The 16323-nt window shown below is 34.2% G+C and carries 11 protein-coding genes; 8 read left to right on the top strand and 3 right to left on the bottom strand.

The annotated features are described in order from the left end of the window. Positions 1-27 precede the first annotated feature (27 nt). Positions 28-1194, bottom strand: a complete 1167-nt coding sequence (locus tag HOG71_16220) for a tetratricopeptide repeat protein (GenBank protein ID MBT5992393.1) — start codon at positions 1192-1194, stop codon at positions 28-30. A 236-nt stretch (positions 1195-1430) separates the two neighbouring features. Between HOG71_16220 and HOG71_16215 the strand changes: the two genes are divergently transcribed. Further along, on the top strand, positions 1431-3089 hold the full coding sequence (locus HOG71_16215; protein MBT5992392.1) for a Zn-dependent hydrolase: 1659 nt from the start codon (positions 1431-1433) through the stop codon (positions 3087-3089). 71 nt (positions 3090-3160) lie between these two features. Here HOG71_16215 and HOG71_16210 read toward each other — a convergent pair whose 3' ends face one another. Continuing rightward, a complete protein-coding gene (locus tag HOG71_16210; protein ID MBT5992391.1) occupies positions 3161-3409 on the bottom strand; it encodes a winged helix-turn-helix transcriptional regulator in 249 nt (82 codons plus the stop codon). A gap of 270 nt (positions 3410-3679) precedes the next feature. Here HOG71_16210 and HOG71_16205 point away from each other — a divergent pair, with 270 nt between their 5' ends. The 6 genes from HOG71_16205 (at position 3680) to HOG71_16180 (ending at position 15189) form a co-directional block, all read left to right on the top strand. After that, complete coding sequence (locus HOG71_16205) at positions 3680-5143, top strand: T9SS type A sorting domain-containing protein (protein MBT5992390.1); 1464 nt, start codon at positions 3680-3682, stop codon at positions 5141-5143. A gap of 119 nt (positions 5144-5262) precedes the next feature. Beyond that, positions 5263-7224, top strand: a complete 1962-nt coding sequence (locus HOG71_16200) for a glycogen debranching protein (protein MBT5992389.1) — start codon at positions 5263-5265, stop codon at positions 7222-7224. An 18-nt stretch (positions 7225-7242) separates the two neighbouring features. Beyond that, positions 7243-8538, top strand: coding sequence for a glycosyltransferase (locus HOG71_16195; protein MBT5992388.1), 1296 nt, complete (start codon positions 7243-7245; stop codon positions 8536-8538). A gap of 2 nt (positions 8539-8540) precedes the next feature. Continuing rightward, positions 8541-9740, top strand: a complete 1200-nt coding sequence (locus tag HOG71_16190) for a polysaccharide deacetylase family protein (GenBank protein MBT5992387.1) — start codon at positions 8541-8543, stop codon at positions 9738-9740. A gap of 87 nt (positions 9741-9827) precedes the next feature. After that, on the top strand, positions 9828-14075 hold the full coding sequence (glgP, locus tag HOG71_16185; protein MBT5992386.1) for an alpha-glucan family phosphorylase: 4248 nt from the start codon (positions 9828-9830) through the stop codon (positions 14073-14075). Positions 14076-14667: 592 nt separating this feature from the next. Further along, a complete protein-coding gene (locus HOG71_16180; GenBank protein MBT5992385.1) occupies positions 14668-15189 on the top strand; it encodes a hypothetical protein in 522 nt (173 codons plus the stop codon). 41 nt (positions 15190-15230) lie between these two features. On the opposite strand, the gene HOG71_16175 is transcribed toward HOG71_16180, so the two are convergent. Then, positions 15231-15533 (bottom strand): RNA-binding protein, encoded by a 303-nt coding sequence (locus HOG71_16175; GenBank protein ID MBT5992384.1) that lies wholly within the window; start codon positions 15531-15533, stop codon positions 15231-15233. 230 nt (positions 15534-15763) lie between these two features. On the opposite strand from HOG71_16175, the gene HOG71_16170 reads away from it, so the two are divergent. Then, the coding region (locus HOG71_16170) for a thioredoxin family protein (protein MBT5992383.1) at positions 15764-16323 on the top strand (560 nt) is incomplete at its 3' end.

The raw sequence follows: 16323 nt of genomic DNA, 5'->3' as shown, positions 1-16323 counted from the left end.
ATCTCAATGTTATTGAGATTCCTATTTTTATTTGTTGATTTCTTGATCAGTATTCACGTCAATTTTGCTGCAAATTTCTTCTACGGCAATGATAGCCTGTTCATTTCCTTTAAGAGCTGCATCCCTGAAATCTTTGCAAGCACCTGTGCCGTCATTATTATATAATTTCATTCGACCTCTTGCATAGAGAGCAATCATGTCTTCTGGTTTTAAAATTGTGTACTTTTCTAAATCGGCTAATGCTTTTTTATAGGCTTGTTGTTTCTCCCATATTTTAGATCGGTGTAAATAGGCTTCAGCGTATTTTGGATCAATAAGGACGGCCATCTCATAATCTTTTAAAGCCTCAGCTTCCATGCTTAGCGATTGATAGGCTAATCCTCTGTTAACATGACCCCGGGCAATACCAGGAGTAAGTTGTAAACCTGTTGTATAGGCGGCAACTGATCGTTGAAAATCTTGCTTATGCAAATAAATATAACCTTTGGTAAAATAAGCAGGAGCGTAAGCGGGATCGAAGTTTACAGCCATTTCAAGATCTTTCAATGCGTTATCCCATTCGAGAAGATACATTTTGCTATATCCTAAATAATAATATATATCTGCATCACGTTGACCAATTTCATTAGCAATTTGTAGATTAACCACTGCATTTGGGAAATCGTGGAGGATGACATAACAGAATCCCATCCAGTAATAAACTTGTTTTTCCTTATAACCCAGATCAATGGCTTTTTCAAAATCCTTTACTGCATACCAGAAATTTTCCATTTTTAGCTGAACATAGCCTCTTGAATAATAGTAGTTCCCCTGGTCTTTGGCCAGCGTGACAGCCATATTATATGATCTTAAAGCATTGTAATAATCAAGAAAATCAGTATAAACCACTCCTTTCAAAGCATATGCTTTTGCATTAGTTGGATCCAGTTTAATGACCCTGTTAAAATCTTCAATAGCCTGAACGGGCATATTCAATGCATAATAACATTGCCCTCTCATATAATAAGCCATAGAATAATTGGAATCAATTTTTAAAACTTCGTTAAATGCTTGCATTGACTTTTCTTTATCCGATAAAAAGTCGATCGTACCAGTAGCCATTAAATTTTTTATGCGATCTTTTGAAGTTTGAGGCTGAGCATTTGCCTGAAGAACTATTAAGAAAAGTAGGATAGTAATAAATTGCTTGTTCATGCTGATTGATTATTTGATTTTCTGGTCAAAGATAATTCCTTTCAATGCCAAATTTATTCCAAAATAGAATTATGAACTAATGACGTAATTCTGTAAGATGAGGTTGTATTAATAAGATGCCTTATTTAGCATTATCTATTTTTGATTTGTTATTTTTGGAGACTATTACACATTTAACTTTGTTTAATTCAAGCGTGGAATAATTATTTTAGGATACGCCAAAACATTTTTTTTACATGAAACAAATTGCAAGTATAATTGGATTATTGGTTCTGTTTGTATCAATACAAGCAAATGCCCAAAATAAATCAAAGACTAAAAAAGTGACTACTTACACAGGTATAGATATCGAAAATCGATTGGCAAAGTATGTAGAAGTTCAGCTTACTACTGATATGAATATGCTAACCGACAAAGAAAAACAAATGCTACCTATTTTATTTGAAGTAGCAAAAATTATTGAAGAAATGTATTGGGTTGAAGCTTATGGTGATAAAAATGAGCTTATGTCGAAAACCAAAGACAAGGGAACAAAGAAATTTATTGAGATTAATTATGGCCCATGGGATCGTCTGGATGGTAACAACAGCTTTATCAAAGAAATTGGAGACAAACCATTGGGTTCTAATTTTTATCCTGCTGATATGACATCTGCAGAATTTGATGCACTGGATAATGAAGCTAAAAATAGCTTGTACACATTAATTCTCAGAAATGAGGCCAATGAATTAGTTGTGATTCCTTATCACGAATTTTTTAAAGATCAAAACCTTAAAGCACACGACCTTTTGCTTGAAGCAGCCGCTTTGGCAGAAGATGAAGGATTAAAAAATTATTTGACGTTGCGTGCAGAAGCACTTATAACCGATCAATATCAACCCAGTGATTTAGCTTGGTTGGATATGAAAACTAATACCATTGATTTTGTTGTAGGGCCGATTGAGAATTATGAAGATTCACGTTATGGATATAAAGCAGCTCATGAGGCATTTATCTTAATTAAGGACAAAGTTTGGAGTGCTAAATTGGCAAAATATGCAGCTTTTCTTCCTGAATTACAGCAGTCATTGCCAGTTAATGCGGATTATAAGAAAGAAAAACCGGGTACAGATTCTGAATTGAATGCTTACGATGTTGTATTTTATGCTGGTGATTGCAATGCAGGAAGTAAAACAATAGCCATCAATCTTCCGAATGATGAAGAAGTACATATCCTGAAGGGAACCAGAAAGCTGCAATTGAAAAATGCCATGCGTGCTAAATTCGACAAAATATTACTTCCTATAACAGATGTATTGATTGATCCATCACAAAGAGAAAATGTGAAATTTGATGCTTTCTTTTCAAATACCATGTTTCATGAAGTAGCACATGGATTGGGCATTAAATATTTGGTTAATAATTCCAAAATATCTGTCAGGGATGCTCTGAAAGAACAGTATTCAGCTATTGAAGAAGGGAAAGCTGATATTTTAGGACTCTATATGGTCACTTATTTGTCTGAAAAGGGAGAACTAAGCGACATGGATCTTTTGGACTATTATGTGACTTTTAGTGCTAGTATTTTCCGTTCTGTTCGTTTTGGTGTGGCTAGCTCGCATGGGAAGGCCAACATGATGCGTTTCAATTATATCATTGAAAATGGAGGTTTAATTCGCAATGAAAAGACAGGAACCTATTTTGTCGATTTTGAGAGAATGAAAGTATTGGTATCTGAACTGGCTGTAAAGATTTTGACCATTCAGGGAAATGGTGATTATGATGCAGCAAGAAGCTGGGTTGAAGAAGGAGCCAAAGTGGGTGAACAGTTACAAAAAGATTTGGATCGTTTGGTAAAGCTTTCGATTCCTACTGATATTGTCTATAAACAAGGTCCTGAAATGTTGGGATTGTAATTTTAATAGCACAAAAAAACATAGGGAGACTGGAGATATTCTGGTTTCCCTTTTTTTTAATCAGCAATCAGTTAATTAAGAACGAAATGTGCTGGTTCGGAATTTTTTCTGATAATCCCCAGTTTTTTAAGTTCAAATAAATGCTGTTGGATAATTGCATAAGGGTAGTTTAATTCCTCAATAATATCACCAAAAAAACAGCCTTCGTTTTGATAAAGCAGCTCAATAATCGCCTTTTTTACCGGATCCTTAAGGATTTCGTCAGTAAAATCATCAACTGAATTCTTCTTTTTTTCTGATTTTGTGTTTTCTGTGTTCATATGTTAAATTAATCTCAAAATAAGACATATCTAAATTCATGCTTTTTAAGGATATAATGTTAAATTATTGTTAACATTTTAACGTTTTTTGTGCATAGTTGTAAATCATAATTGCTCTAATGAGATGATAGTAAATAAATAATGCAAAAAAAAGATTTTGGAGACTCACATAGCTATATATAAGTTATTTCTATTTTACTGATTCCATTCTCAATAAGCTATTGTTTATTGTATCTTTGTACTCGTTTTCAACTTTTAATTAAAATGGTTATGAAGAAGATATTGTTCACGGCATTTATGTCGATTGGAATGCTGTATACAGTTTTTGCTCAAGGAGTATATAATGGAGATTTTGAAGCATGGGAAAATAAAGTGTTTTTTGAAGATCCAATTGGATATACATCAGCAAATGCGCAATTGTTTATGATGGGTGCAACACCAAACTTAACAAAATCTACAGATGCAGTTGAAGGGACCTATTCAGTAAGAATGGAAACGACTGTTTTTGATGGAGATACTGTATTTGGATATGCAGTTTTCGGTCAGCCAAATGATAATTTTTTCTTTGGCGGATTTCCTTTCACGGATATGCCGGATTCTATAAAAGGAAGCTTTAAGTACAATACTGCCAATGGTGATTCTGCAGTTATTCTTGTTTTATTTAAGAAAAATGGATTTCCTATTGGAATGCAGTTTATTCCATTTGCTGGAGTTCAAAACACATGGTCGGAAATGGCATTTAAAATAAACCCATTAGGTATAGCTCCTGATTCTGCTATTATTGGATTTGCTTCATCACTTCCTGAAGCAGATCAGGTAAATCCTGGTAATTGGTTAATGGTTGATGATATTAGTTTCACAAATGCGACTACTTCAATTCCAAATAATGGTTTTGAAAACTGGAAAACCGTTCAATCCGAAGAGCCCTTGGGATGGAATACTTTTAATCTGTATTTTCTATTAGAAGGGCAACTTCCAAGTGTAACACGATCCACAGATGCCTATATGGGCAATTCAGCTATATCTGTAAAAACCAAGGCATTAAGTCTTTTTGGAGGCGAGTTGGATACTTTCGGAATTGCAACCACCGGGATGATTGGTGATTTTGGGTTTTCAGGTGGATTTGCCATGAGTAAAAAACCAGATTCTTTAAGCTTTTATTACAAGTATAACAATTCAAATAATCCAAGTGATTTGGCTATCGTATATGCATCATTTTCAAAATTTGATGCTGGTTTGCAACAAAGTATAACAGTTGACTCCTCTATGACCTTTTTGCCGGGTGCTTTTAATTGGACACGAAAAACATTTGTTTTTAATAGCACAAGTGCAATTCCTGATACCAGTAATATTTTATTAATGTCGAGTAATTTATTTTTTGGATCGACTATGGGCTATAATAATGAATTGATTGTTGACGAAATGATTTATTATTATGGGGCAGTTGGTATTCCGGTAATTGCCGATGATTTCCAAACAAGTTATCTCTACCCAAGTCCTGCAACCTCCCAAATTAATATGGATTTCAATTTGTTTGCAGATCAGCCAAACGGATTATTTGTTACTATTCATGACTTGAATGGGAAGATCGTCTATCAAAAACAGACAAGTACGAAACAAATTGGGAAACAAACTATTTCAACAGATATTGACTTTTTAGCAGCAGGCACCTATATTTTTTCAATAAGTGATGGTGGTGAAAATGCTTTTACAGCCAAGTTTATTAAAGAGTAAAAGTTTTAAAAATTACAGGAATAGGCTCAGGTTTGACTTGAGCCTATTTTTTGATATAATTTGGGAAATGATGAGATATGCATCCTTCATATCCTAAATGGAAATAAATAAAAAATAGCATGAAGATTAGTCTCAAACGTGAGGAGTTACTTGATTTACAGGTTTCACTGAAAAAGGAATATCTGATCACAAATGGTCGGGGAGGATTTTGTTCAAGTACCGTTCTTGATTGTCATACACGTAAATATCATGGTTTATTAAATCTACCTGTTATTGAAACGGGTAAAGTATTTAATTTTCTTTCGAAAATTGAACTGACAGCAAGTGTAAATGATATGGAATTTCATTTGTCAACCAATAAATTCCCCGGTGTTTACAATCCAACCGGACATAAATATGTTGATTCGTTTGACTATGATTTTTATCCCATTACAACCTATACACTGGGAGAGGCTGTTATTATAAAATCAATATTAATGCCTGAGGGTGAAGATACTGTTTTGGTAAAATATCAGCTGATATCAGGCGATCAGGAAATTCATTTCAAGGCTAATCCTCTTATTGCTTCACGCAACATACATAGTTTATCTAAGCAGAATATGGATATTATGCCACGAACCTATTTTGAAGAAAATGGATTCAAAATTGAACCATATAAAGGATTACCGGCATTATTTATTCAAACATCCATTCCTTCTGTGTTTTACCCATCACCAAAATGGTGGTTGAATTTTGAATATTTAAAAGAAAGAAATAGGGGATATGATTATCAGGAAGATTTATTTGTTCCCGGAGTTTTTGAATTTAAATTGAAAAAAGGGGAAGAAGTGATTTTCAGAGCATCTTTGAGTTCCGCTAATTCCGAAATAGGTAAAGAATGGGACAAAGAGTATAAAAGAGCTCTTCGTGAAAGTCAAAAGTTTAAAACAGATGCTGAACCACTAAAAACGTTGAAAACACATGCCGGTCAGTTCTTAATTGAGCAGAACAAGCGAAAAGGTATAGTTGCAGGATACCATTGGTTTGGAGAATGGGGACGCGATAGTTTAATCTCATTAGCAGGAATTACGCTTTGTCGAAATGATTTTAAATCGGCTCTAAATATTTTGGAAAGTTTCACAGCTTATGAAAAAGATGGTTTATTACCAAATATAATTGACCAATCAGGAGCTCATTCTTATAATGCAGTAGACACTCCTTGGCTCTTTTTTAGAGCAGCACAACAATATCTGGAATACACAGGAGAAAAAGAAAAGATTGTTAAAAAACTGCTACCATTGATGATAAATATAGTTTCAGCAGTTTTAGAAAATAGGAATCCTCTGATGCATATGGGAGGTGATGGCTTCATTTATGTTGGATCGGAGACTGAAAATTATACATGGATGGATGCCATGGTAAATGGAAAACCAATCACTCCAAGATCAGGGGCAGCAATTGAAATAAATGCACTTTGGTATAATGCCCTTCAGTTTTTAGTAAATGATTTTAATGAGCATTTGGATAATTCATTCAAGCAACAAATTTTTGAAAAGTTGAAGTTGTATGAACAGCATTTTGAGTCATCTTTTTGGAATGAAAATGATGGATGCTTTTGTGATCTAAAAAATGATGGCAGCTTAGAGGCAAGCTTCATCCGTCCTAATCAACTTTTTGCCTTAGCATTGCCATATACATGCGTTAGTGCTGACAAAGCCAAGCAAAGCCTGGAAACTATTAAGCAGCATTTAGTTACTCCTTATGGTTTAAGAACATTATCACCACGTAACACCAATTACAGAGGTGAATATAAGGGCAGTCCAGAAACAAGAGATGAATCATATCATCAGGGAATGGTTTGGCCATGGTTGATTGGTATTTATACAGATGCCTTGCTGAAACAGTCAAAATCAAAAGCTTCTGTTAAAAAAGAAGTAATCAAGAATTTTAAAGATTTATGGGAAGTTCATTTGGAGCAATATGGACTTAACCATATTTCAGAATTATTCAGGCCTAATCCACCTTATGTAGCCAAAGCTTGTATTGCTCAAGCATGGAGCGAAGCTGAATTAATCAGGGTTTTAAGTCTGTTGAAAATTTAATTGAAACAATAAGTATTTATGAAGGTTTTAATGTTCGGTTGGGAATTCCCTCCAATTATTAGTGGAGGCTTGGGAACCGCCAGTTATGGAATTACCCGTGGTTTGCACAATTCAGGAGTGGAGCTGGCTTTTGTAATGCCAACAAAAAGAGGGCAAAAAATTGATGTGCCTTTCAAAATTATTGCTGCTGATGAAGTTCATCTAATAAAGCGATATGAAAGCGTTATCAGTGAAATGAAAAATATTGATGTTTCTGTATTTGAAAAGAAATTTACAATTGCTCCCTATTTTACAAAAGAAGAATATACTGAATACCTACATCAATTTAGAATTGAGAACAAGCAAAAAAGGTTGGAGCTTGAGCAGGAGGGATTACTTCATTTCACAGGAAATTATGGTAAGGAGTTGATGAGTGAAGTTCATAGATATGGTATTATTGGTGAAATCCTTGGTTATGGTGAAGATTGTGATATCATTCATGCACATGATTGGTTAACATTTATTGCCGGAGTAGCAGCCAAACATGCAAGTGGTAAACCTTTGGTCATACATGTTCATGCTACCGAAATTGATAGAAGCGGAGAGCATGTTAATAAGGAGGTATTCGAAATAGAGAAATATGGAATGGAGCATGCTGATAAGATAATTGCAGTAAGTCATTTCACGAAGAATATCATCGTTAGCAAATATGGAATTGATGCAGATAAAATAGAAGTCGTCCATAATGCTGTTGAAAAGAAACATCGGTTGGAACGCTTGGGAATCGAGAAAAATGTAAAAGAGAAGATTGTACTTTTTTTAGGTCGTGTAACCATGCAAAAAGGTCCTGATTATTTTGTTGAAGCAGCTTATAAAGTACTTCAGAAATATAAAAATGTGCGTTTTGTGATGGCTGGTAGTGGTGATCTTTTAACTCGTATGATATTGCGTGTAGCCAGTTTAAGAATGCTTGATAAATTCCATTTTACAGGTTTCTTAAAAGGAATAGAGGTTGAAAAAATGTATGCAACCAGCGATGTATATGTGATGCCATCTGTTTCTGAGCCATTTGGAATTTCTCCTTTTGAAGCCCTATTGTATGATGTTCCGGCCATTATCTCCAAGCAATCTGGTGTGGCAGAAGTTTTAGATAATGCCATAAAAGTCGATTTTTGGGATATCGATCGTTTAGCTGAAATGATGTTAATGCTTCTCGAAGATGATGAATTGGCAAAAGAAGTAGCCGAAAAAAGCAAGGGCGATATGGAATTTATCCATTGGGATTTTGCCGGAGAAAAAATTAAAATCGTATACAAAACCATCTTGAATAATTAATAATGGTATCAATTGTATTTTATTTCCAGGTTCACCAACCATTTCGATTAAAAAAGGATTATTCTTTTTTTGATATTGGTAAGAACCATTTTTATGAAGATGAAGAAGCAAATCGAAGCATATTAAATAAGGTTGCTGAAAAATGTTATATTCCTACAAACAAATTATTGTTGGATTTAATAAAGCGTTATCCGGGCCAATTTAAAGTTTCCTTTTCTATTTCAGGAGTTGCGCTCGAGCAGTTCGAAATGTATAATCCGTATGTGCTTGAACTTTTTCAAGAGCTTGCTGCAACAGGTCAGGTAGAGTTTATAAACGAAACCTATTTTCATTCGTTGTCGTTTTTGTTTTCTAAAAAAGAATTCAAAGAGCAGGTACAGATGCACAAAGAGAAAATACAGAAACTTTTTGGGCAAACACCCTCAACATTTCGAAATACTGAATTAATTTATCACAACGACTTAGCCCTTGAATTGGAAAAGATGGGCTATAAAACGGTGATTACTGAAGGGGCTAATCAAATATTGGGCTGGAGAAGTCCAAATTTTCTATACCAACCCACAGGAACCCATAAATTGAATTTATTGCTGAAAAACTTCAAACTTTCAGACGATATTGCTTTTCGTTTTTCAAATCAGGCTTGGGAAGATTATCCCTTAACTGCCGAAAAATTTGCTTCATGGGTCCATTCCACTTCAGGAAATGGAGAGTTAATTAATCTATTTATGGATTATGAAACTTTTGGAGAGCATCAATGGGCTGATACTGGAATTTTTGAATTTATGAAGGCAATGCCGGAAGCAATTTACAAAAAACCCGATTTTCAATTTATTACACCAGCTGAAGTCAGTAATTTTTATACGCCATTGTCACAAATTGATGTGCCTTATTATATTTCATGGGCAGACCTTGAAAGAGATTTAACAGCATGGTTGGGCAATCCTTTGCAGGATTCTGCTATTGAAAAAATATACGAAATAGAGCAAGCAGTAAAAGCTTCTAAAGACAATAACCTCATTCACACTTGGCGAAAACTATTGACATCCGATCATTTTTATTATATGTGTACAAAATGGTTTTCTGATGGTGATGTACATAAATATTTTAATCCCTACGAAAGTCCGTATGATGCCTATGTTATTTATGCAAACGTATTAAATGACCTGATTGAAATATTGAAGCAAAAGAATTTACTAAAATAATCACTGAAGAAACTTTGGATTTTTCTGTGTATTGATTTTAGCCAACTACCCAAATAACAAGATTAATAAATATCGAACGTGCAAAAAATGAATCATAAATTACTTTTTGAAGTATCCTGGGAGGTATGTAATAAAGTAGGTGGAATATATACTGTTATTACATCAAAATTGGAGCAAGCAACCGCTGCATTTGGTAAAAACTATTTTCTAATAGGACCTCTCCTGGACTCAAATCCTGGCTTTGTTGAATCGAACTCAGCAAGTATGTTGACCATCAAACACAAATTGGATCACCTTGGAATACTTGCAAAAGTGGGATATTGGGATTTACCCGAAAAACCAGCTGTTATTTTAGTTCCTCCATCTATAGTCGATAAAGATAAAATCCTTTTTGAATTATGGGAAGAATATGGTGTTGACTCAATGACCGGAGGATGGGACTATATTGAACCAGTTTCCTTTGCCAATCATGCAGGAAGAGTAATTGAGGCAATTAGCGATATTTATGATGATCTGGAAACAATTGCTCATTTCCATGAGTGGATGACAGGCTCTGGTTTGCTCTATCTGAGAAAGTATGCGCCACATATCAGTACTGTGTTTACAACCCATGCTACTATTCTAGGGCGTTCCATTGCAGGTAATGGAATTGATTTGTATCGTGTTATTGAAAATATTAATCCAGATAGTGAAGCAGCACGATTTAATATTCTGGCAAAATATTCGATGGAGAAGATTTGTGCACACGAGGCAGATAGCTTTACAACTGTGAGTGATATTACAGCCATGGAAGCAAAACATTTACTGAATGTGCCTGTCGATCAGGTTTTGCCAAATGGATTTGATATGAGCAAAGTGCCCGATTATCAGAAAAATCCAGAGCACTTCAAGAAAAACAGAAAAAGACTATTGGAAATAGCCTCTAAATTTCTTCAAAAGGATATTGATGAAGAAAATGCATTCATTCTGTCAACATCTGGTCGATATGAGTATCGAAACAAAGGATTGGATGTATTGTTAGATGCAATTGCAAGAATAAAAAAGGAAGATCGTTTAGCCAAAAATAAGGAGTTAATTGTATTTATGTTTGTTTTGGCCGGATCTAATGAGGCGAACAATCAAAGCCAAAATCTATCCGGAGTCCGTCATGCTAAAATCGCAACCCATCCTTTATGGAATCAGAACGATGATCCTATTGTGAAGGCTGCTAATCAGCACAATTTATTGAATGGTGAGAACGACAAAATTAATTTAATCTTTATTCCAATTTATTTAGATGGACGAGATCGCCTAATTGACATGGAATATTACGATGCATTATCGGGTTGTGATTTAGCTGTTTTTGCATCCTATTATGAGCCATGGGGATATACCCCTCTTGAAAGTGTGGCATTTAGTATTCCAACAATAACCACTGACTTAGCCGGATTTGGATTATGGGTTAATGCGCAGAAAAAAACGGTTCCGGGAGTTCATGTAATCAAGCGCTATAATCAATCACACGATGTTGTGGTTAACGAGCTATCCGAATCCATTATGGAATTTATAAATCGGAGCAATAAGCAAGCTGATGAGCTAAGGCCGGGTTTGCGTGAGCTGGCTTTACAAGCTGAATGGGCGAATTTTTATCCTCACTACTTAACAGCCTATACAAATGCAGAAAAAGTTTCAAAAGAGAGATTTGACGGTCATATGGAAAAAAGTAAAACAAATGTGAATGCGCTCGCATTCAGTGGAACAGATAGCACTAAACCTCGACTGCGGAACTTCACAGTCAAGTCGTCAATGCCTAAAGAAATTCAGGGGTTAAGAGATTTGGCTTTTAATTTATGGTGGGCGTGGAATCCAGTTGCTCATCAATTATTTAATAGGCTTGATCCTGATTTATATGATAAATTGGGAAACAATCCGGTTAGTTTAATTGAAACCATTGATCCACAACGTTTACAGGAAGTTATTCAAAGCGAAAATTATCTTCATTTTTACGAAGAAGTAATGAATAAGTTCAATAAATACATGAGTGCTAAAAAATCAATGGTGAAAGGAGATGATTACATTACTCCAGAAAAACCTGTTGCTTATTTTAGTATGGAATTTGGTTTTCACGAATCAATTCCCATTTATTCCGGTGGCTTGGGCATTCTTTCAGGCGATCATATTAAGTCAGCTTCCGATATGAACATTCCTTTGATTGGTGTAGGATTACTCTACCGAAAAGGATATTTTATGCAGGGAATTGGCTTGGATGGAAATCAGAAAGTCGAATATTTTCACAACGATTTTCATAGAATGCCTATACATGAACTCAGGAAAAGAGGGAAAGCCGTTTTGATATCCATCGATTTTCCGGGAAGAGAAGTGTTTGCAAAAGCATGGGTCATTCAGGTTGGACGAATTCAAGTGTATATGCTTGATACCGATATTCTTGAAAACAGCCCTGCTGATCGTTTGATTACATCAAATCTATATGGAGGAGGAAAAAAGAATCGAATCGAACAAGAATTAATACTGGGTATAGGTGGTGTTAAACTTTTACAGGAATTAAATATTACTCCTTCTGTATACCATTTGAATGAAGGACATTCAGCTTTCTTAATCATCCAGCGCTTTATCAATCAAATTAAATACAATAAACTGGATTTTGATACGGCCAAAGAGCTTATTAGATCAAGTACTGTTTTTACTACCCACACACCTGTTCCTGCAGGCAATGAGGTTTTTGATTATAATTTGGTTGAAAATTATCTGAGAAGTTATGTTGAAGCAAATGGTTTAAGCTGGAAAAATTTCAATGATATTTCCGGACGAAATGCTAATTCAAAAGCTGAATATGAAATGACAATTCTTGCTTTAACCAATACATTCAAGAGAAATGGTGTAAGCAAATTACATGGAGTTGTTTCACGTAAAATGTGGTCTAAACTTTGGCCCGGCTTTTTGCAAGAGGAAGTACCTATTAGCCATATTACAAATGGAATTCATTTGAGTACGTGGCTGTCATCCGAAATGCGCGATTTATTTGATAAGTATCAATCGATTGATTATCAGAAAGGACAACTTAACAAAGACTTTTGGGAGAAGATTAATAAAATTCCAGAGAAGGATATCTGGCATGCTCACAACACCAGTAAAGAACGTTTCTTTAGTTATGTGAAAGAAAAAGTTACTTTAAACTGGACAAGGGAAGGAGAAGAACCTGCAAAATTGGAACTGTTTTTAAAGAATTTGGATCCCACTCCACTGACCATTGGTTTTGCACGAAGATTTGCCACATATAAAAGGGCGACTTTATTATTCAAGGATTTTGATCGATTGAAGAAAATTCTTTTAAATCCTGAATATCCTGTTCAGTTGGTTTTCGCTGGTAAAGCACATCCTGATGATTTGGAAGGAGCTCGATTAATTAAGGAGATTGTGGCCATTTCAAAAATGCCTGAATTTTTAGGTAAAATTATATTTTTGGAGGATTACAATATTAAACTTGCTCGAAAATTGGTATCAGGAGTGGATGTATGGCTAAACAATCCCATACGGCCTAATGAAGCATCGGGAACCAGTGGCATGAAGGCAGGAATCAATGGAGTAATCAATTGCAGCATTTTAGATGGCTGGTGGGATGAAGCCTATGATTCAACCAATGGCTGGGCAATAGGAGAGCAAAAACAATATAAAAATACAGATACACAAAACATATTTGACAGTGAATCTTTTTATGATATACTGGAGAATGAAATAGTTGCTTCTTATTACAATCGAAATAACAGAGGAGTACCCGTTCAATGGGTTGAAAAAATGAAACGATCGATGATTACGATATTAGGTGGATTTAATACACATCGCATGTTGAATGACTATTTCAGAGATATGTATTTACCAACAGCAAGCCGCTATGCTTTGCTATCAGACAACTCCTTTGAAAAAGCAAAGTCCTTTTCTGAATGGCTTTCATCAATTCGTAATCGTTTTGCCAGCATTCATATTAACACCATCAACTTAAAAGGTGGAAATGGGGATGTGCTTAATGTGAATGATGTAGTTTCGGCTAGCATTGAAGTGCATAAAGGTAAATTAACCAAAGAAGAAATCAGTGCGCAGTTAATTATCATTAAAGATTCATCTCACGATTCCATTGTTTATGGAGACAAGTTGGAAATTTATGATGAATACTTTTCTGTTTTTGAAATGCAATTAGTTGCTGAGAAGGAAGATGTGTTGACCTATTCGATTAACTATGTAGCCCAAAAATCGGGAAAATTCAATTATGGAATGCGCGTCCTACCCAAGCATCCTGACTTAACTAATAGAACAAATATCAATTTAATCTACTGGGCATAAATGCATTGAAAAATCGAAAAGTCGGTAAAATTCTTACTGACTTTTCGATTTTAAAAAATAAATACTGTTTGTAAGTATTTGAAAATCAAATGCATTGAAGGTCGTAGGTAACTTTTATTGAATGAAAAGGATATAAGTACAGATTCTTTTCATTTCTACCATTTCTGTCACAGGTTCATGTCCTATTGAGCCTGTGACTTTTTTTATTCTCTGCAAATCTATTAATTCTATAATGTGTAATTTTAAAAGTAATCCACATATATGTTAGTTAGCATGTTTTGCGGATAATTTGATACTGAAGAACTATTGTTAAATATTTAAATAATTAGATAAGTAAGTTTGAAATAATTGAAAATGAAAAACTTAAAATCAGATTGCTGATTATTTCCACTAATTAAGAATATAATGTATGAATTCATTCGTAATTTAGATTTAATATCATTATTTCAAAAAGTTTTGATAATTGCAAAAATCTAATATATTTGCATCAAGTTTCATCACTGTTTTCAATCTTTAATAGCAAGGGAAGGCAAATAAGTAGTTCTTATTTGCCTTTTTTTTGTATCTTATTATTACCAAATCAACGCTATTTATGAAGAGTAAATCAATAAGTTTATTGGTATTTGTGGCAATGGTAATAATATCATTAAATTCTTTTGGGCAAAAATTTGTCAAGTATATATTTTTAGAAAATAAGGTTAAAGTGCTTATTCAACAGGAGTTTATTGAAAAACAGACTGTAGATAGCAATGATCATCTTGAATTTGCTAAATTAGAGAAAAGCTGGTCTACGAAAAATAATGCAGCATCCATGAAGGCTTATGTATTCGACTTTCAATCTACATCCGATGTATTAACTGTTACCAATACCTTATCAAGAGAATTTGAAGATTTACATGACTTATTAGCAGTCAAGGAAAGAAAAATATTGATAAATAGAAACAAGAAGGTTGGCGTTCAGGAGTTTAGCAATAAGAAAACATATACATGTGTTTTTTGCACTAAACTATCCGAGAATGAATTCATTCTTTTTCGATTTGATTGCCCTGAAAAACAAAAGAATAAATACAATGATGGACTTCAGGAAAGCATCAAAACACTGTTTATTCAATAAGAACTACTATTGAATAGAATAATCTGAGAAGAAAAATTTACCTATAAATCGGTGTCGCCATATCTGTTTTGTGGCTTGTTGAAGGAATTGTCTCTTTTTCCTCCACCATCTTTAGCCTGACTAACTTTAATAGTACGACCGAAAATTTCAGTTTGATTTAATTTTTCGATGGCATTTTTACCATCTTCTTCCTGATCCATACCAATAAATGCAAATCCTTTTGCACGGCCGGTATGTTGATCTTTGATAATTTTAACAGAAGCTACACTTCCAAATTCTGAGAAGACTTCTTGTAATTCTTCTTCTGTAACATTGTAATTTAAGTTACCTACGTAGATGTTCATATTGCAATATTAAGTGAAATCGATACGAAAAGACTTTAATAAAATGCTGTTTGAAACCTAATAATCGCATTTTATTAGCTTTATCATAACAAAGATAAGGAGTATTTAAACATCATAAACACATTTTTTAAATTAAATATGAATATAAGATATCTGTTCTTGGCTTGAAATACACCTGCAATATTTTGCCTAATTTTACATGATTATTCGGATAAACTAATATAAAATAAATGACTTTTACATTACAAATAGGAAGCAAAGCACCTGATTTCAATTTGCTTTCGACAGGTGGACAAACCTATCAATTAGCTGATTTTGATCGTTCAGATATCTTGGTTGTTTTTTTTACCTGCAATCATTGTCCTTATGTGATTGGCTCAGATGAATCAACCCGAAATACTGCAGAAAAATTCCGTTCTAATGGAGTTGAATTCGTGGCTATTAATTCAAATAGTAAAAACACCTACATTGAAGATGACTTTGATCATATGAAAGCACGCATGCAAGCGTTCAAATTCCCTTGGACGTATTTATATGATGAAACACAAGAAATAGCCAAGGCATATGGTGCATTACGTACTCCTCACTTTTATGTATTTGATCAAGAAAGGAAACTTGTTTACACCGGACGAGCAATTGATTTTCCCAGGGATTATACCAAAGCCAAGGTATTTGACTTAGATCAGGTTTTGACTGAATTAGTAGAAGGTAAAGTAATTAGTAACCCGATTACAAACCCTATTGGTTGCAATGTAAAGTGGGATGGAAAAGATGCACATTGGATGCCAGC

The sequence above is a fragment of the Bacteroidota bacterium genome (genome assembly GCA_018698135.1).
Lineage (GTDB): Bacteria > Bacteroidota > Bacteroidia > CAILMK01 > JAAYUY01 > JABINZ01.
The sequence above is the reverse complement of the archived record's forward strand: the minus strand, read 5'-3'. Positions and strand labels throughout refer to the sequence as shown.

Bases quoted from the DNA above. Each gene is read 5' to 3' on its own strand.
- HOG71_16220 (MBT5992393.1), bottom strand. From the start codon at position 1,194: ATGAACAAGCAATTTATTACTATCCTACTTTTCTTAATAGTTCTTCAG.
- HOG71_16215 (MBT5992392.1), top strand. From the start codon at position 1,431: ATGAAACAAATTGCAAGTATAATTGGATTATTGGTTCTGTTTGTATCA.
- HOG71_16210 (MBT5992391.1), bottom strand. From the start codon at position 3,409: ATGAACACAGAAAACACAAAATCAGAAAAAAAGAAGAATTCAGTTGAT.
- HOG71_16205 (MBT5992390.1), top strand. From the start codon at position 3,680: ATGAAGAAGATATTGTTCACGGCATTTATGTCGATTGGAATGCTGTAT.
- HOG71_16200 (MBT5992389.1), top strand. From the start codon at position 5,263: ATGAAGATTAGTCTCAAACGTGAGGAGTTACTTGATTTACAGGTTTCA.
- HOG71_16195 (MBT5992388.1), top strand. From the start codon at position 7,243: ATGAAGGTTTTAATGTTCGGTTGGGAATTCCCTCCAATTATTAGTGGA.
- HOG71_16190 (MBT5992387.1), top strand. From the start codon at position 8,541: ATGGTATCAATTGTATTTTATTTCCAGGTTCACCAACCATTTCGATTA.
- glgP (MBT5992386.1), top strand. From the start codon at position 9,828: ATGAATCATAAATTACTTTTTGAAGTATCCTGGGAGGTATGTAATAAA.
- HOG71_16180 (MBT5992385.1), top strand. From the start codon at position 14,668: ATGAAGAGTAAATCAATAAGTTTATTGGTATTTGTGGCAATGGTAATA.
- HOG71_16175 (MBT5992384.1), bottom strand. From the start codon at position 15,533: ATGAACATCTACGTAGGTAACTTAAATTACAATGTTACAGAAGAAGAA.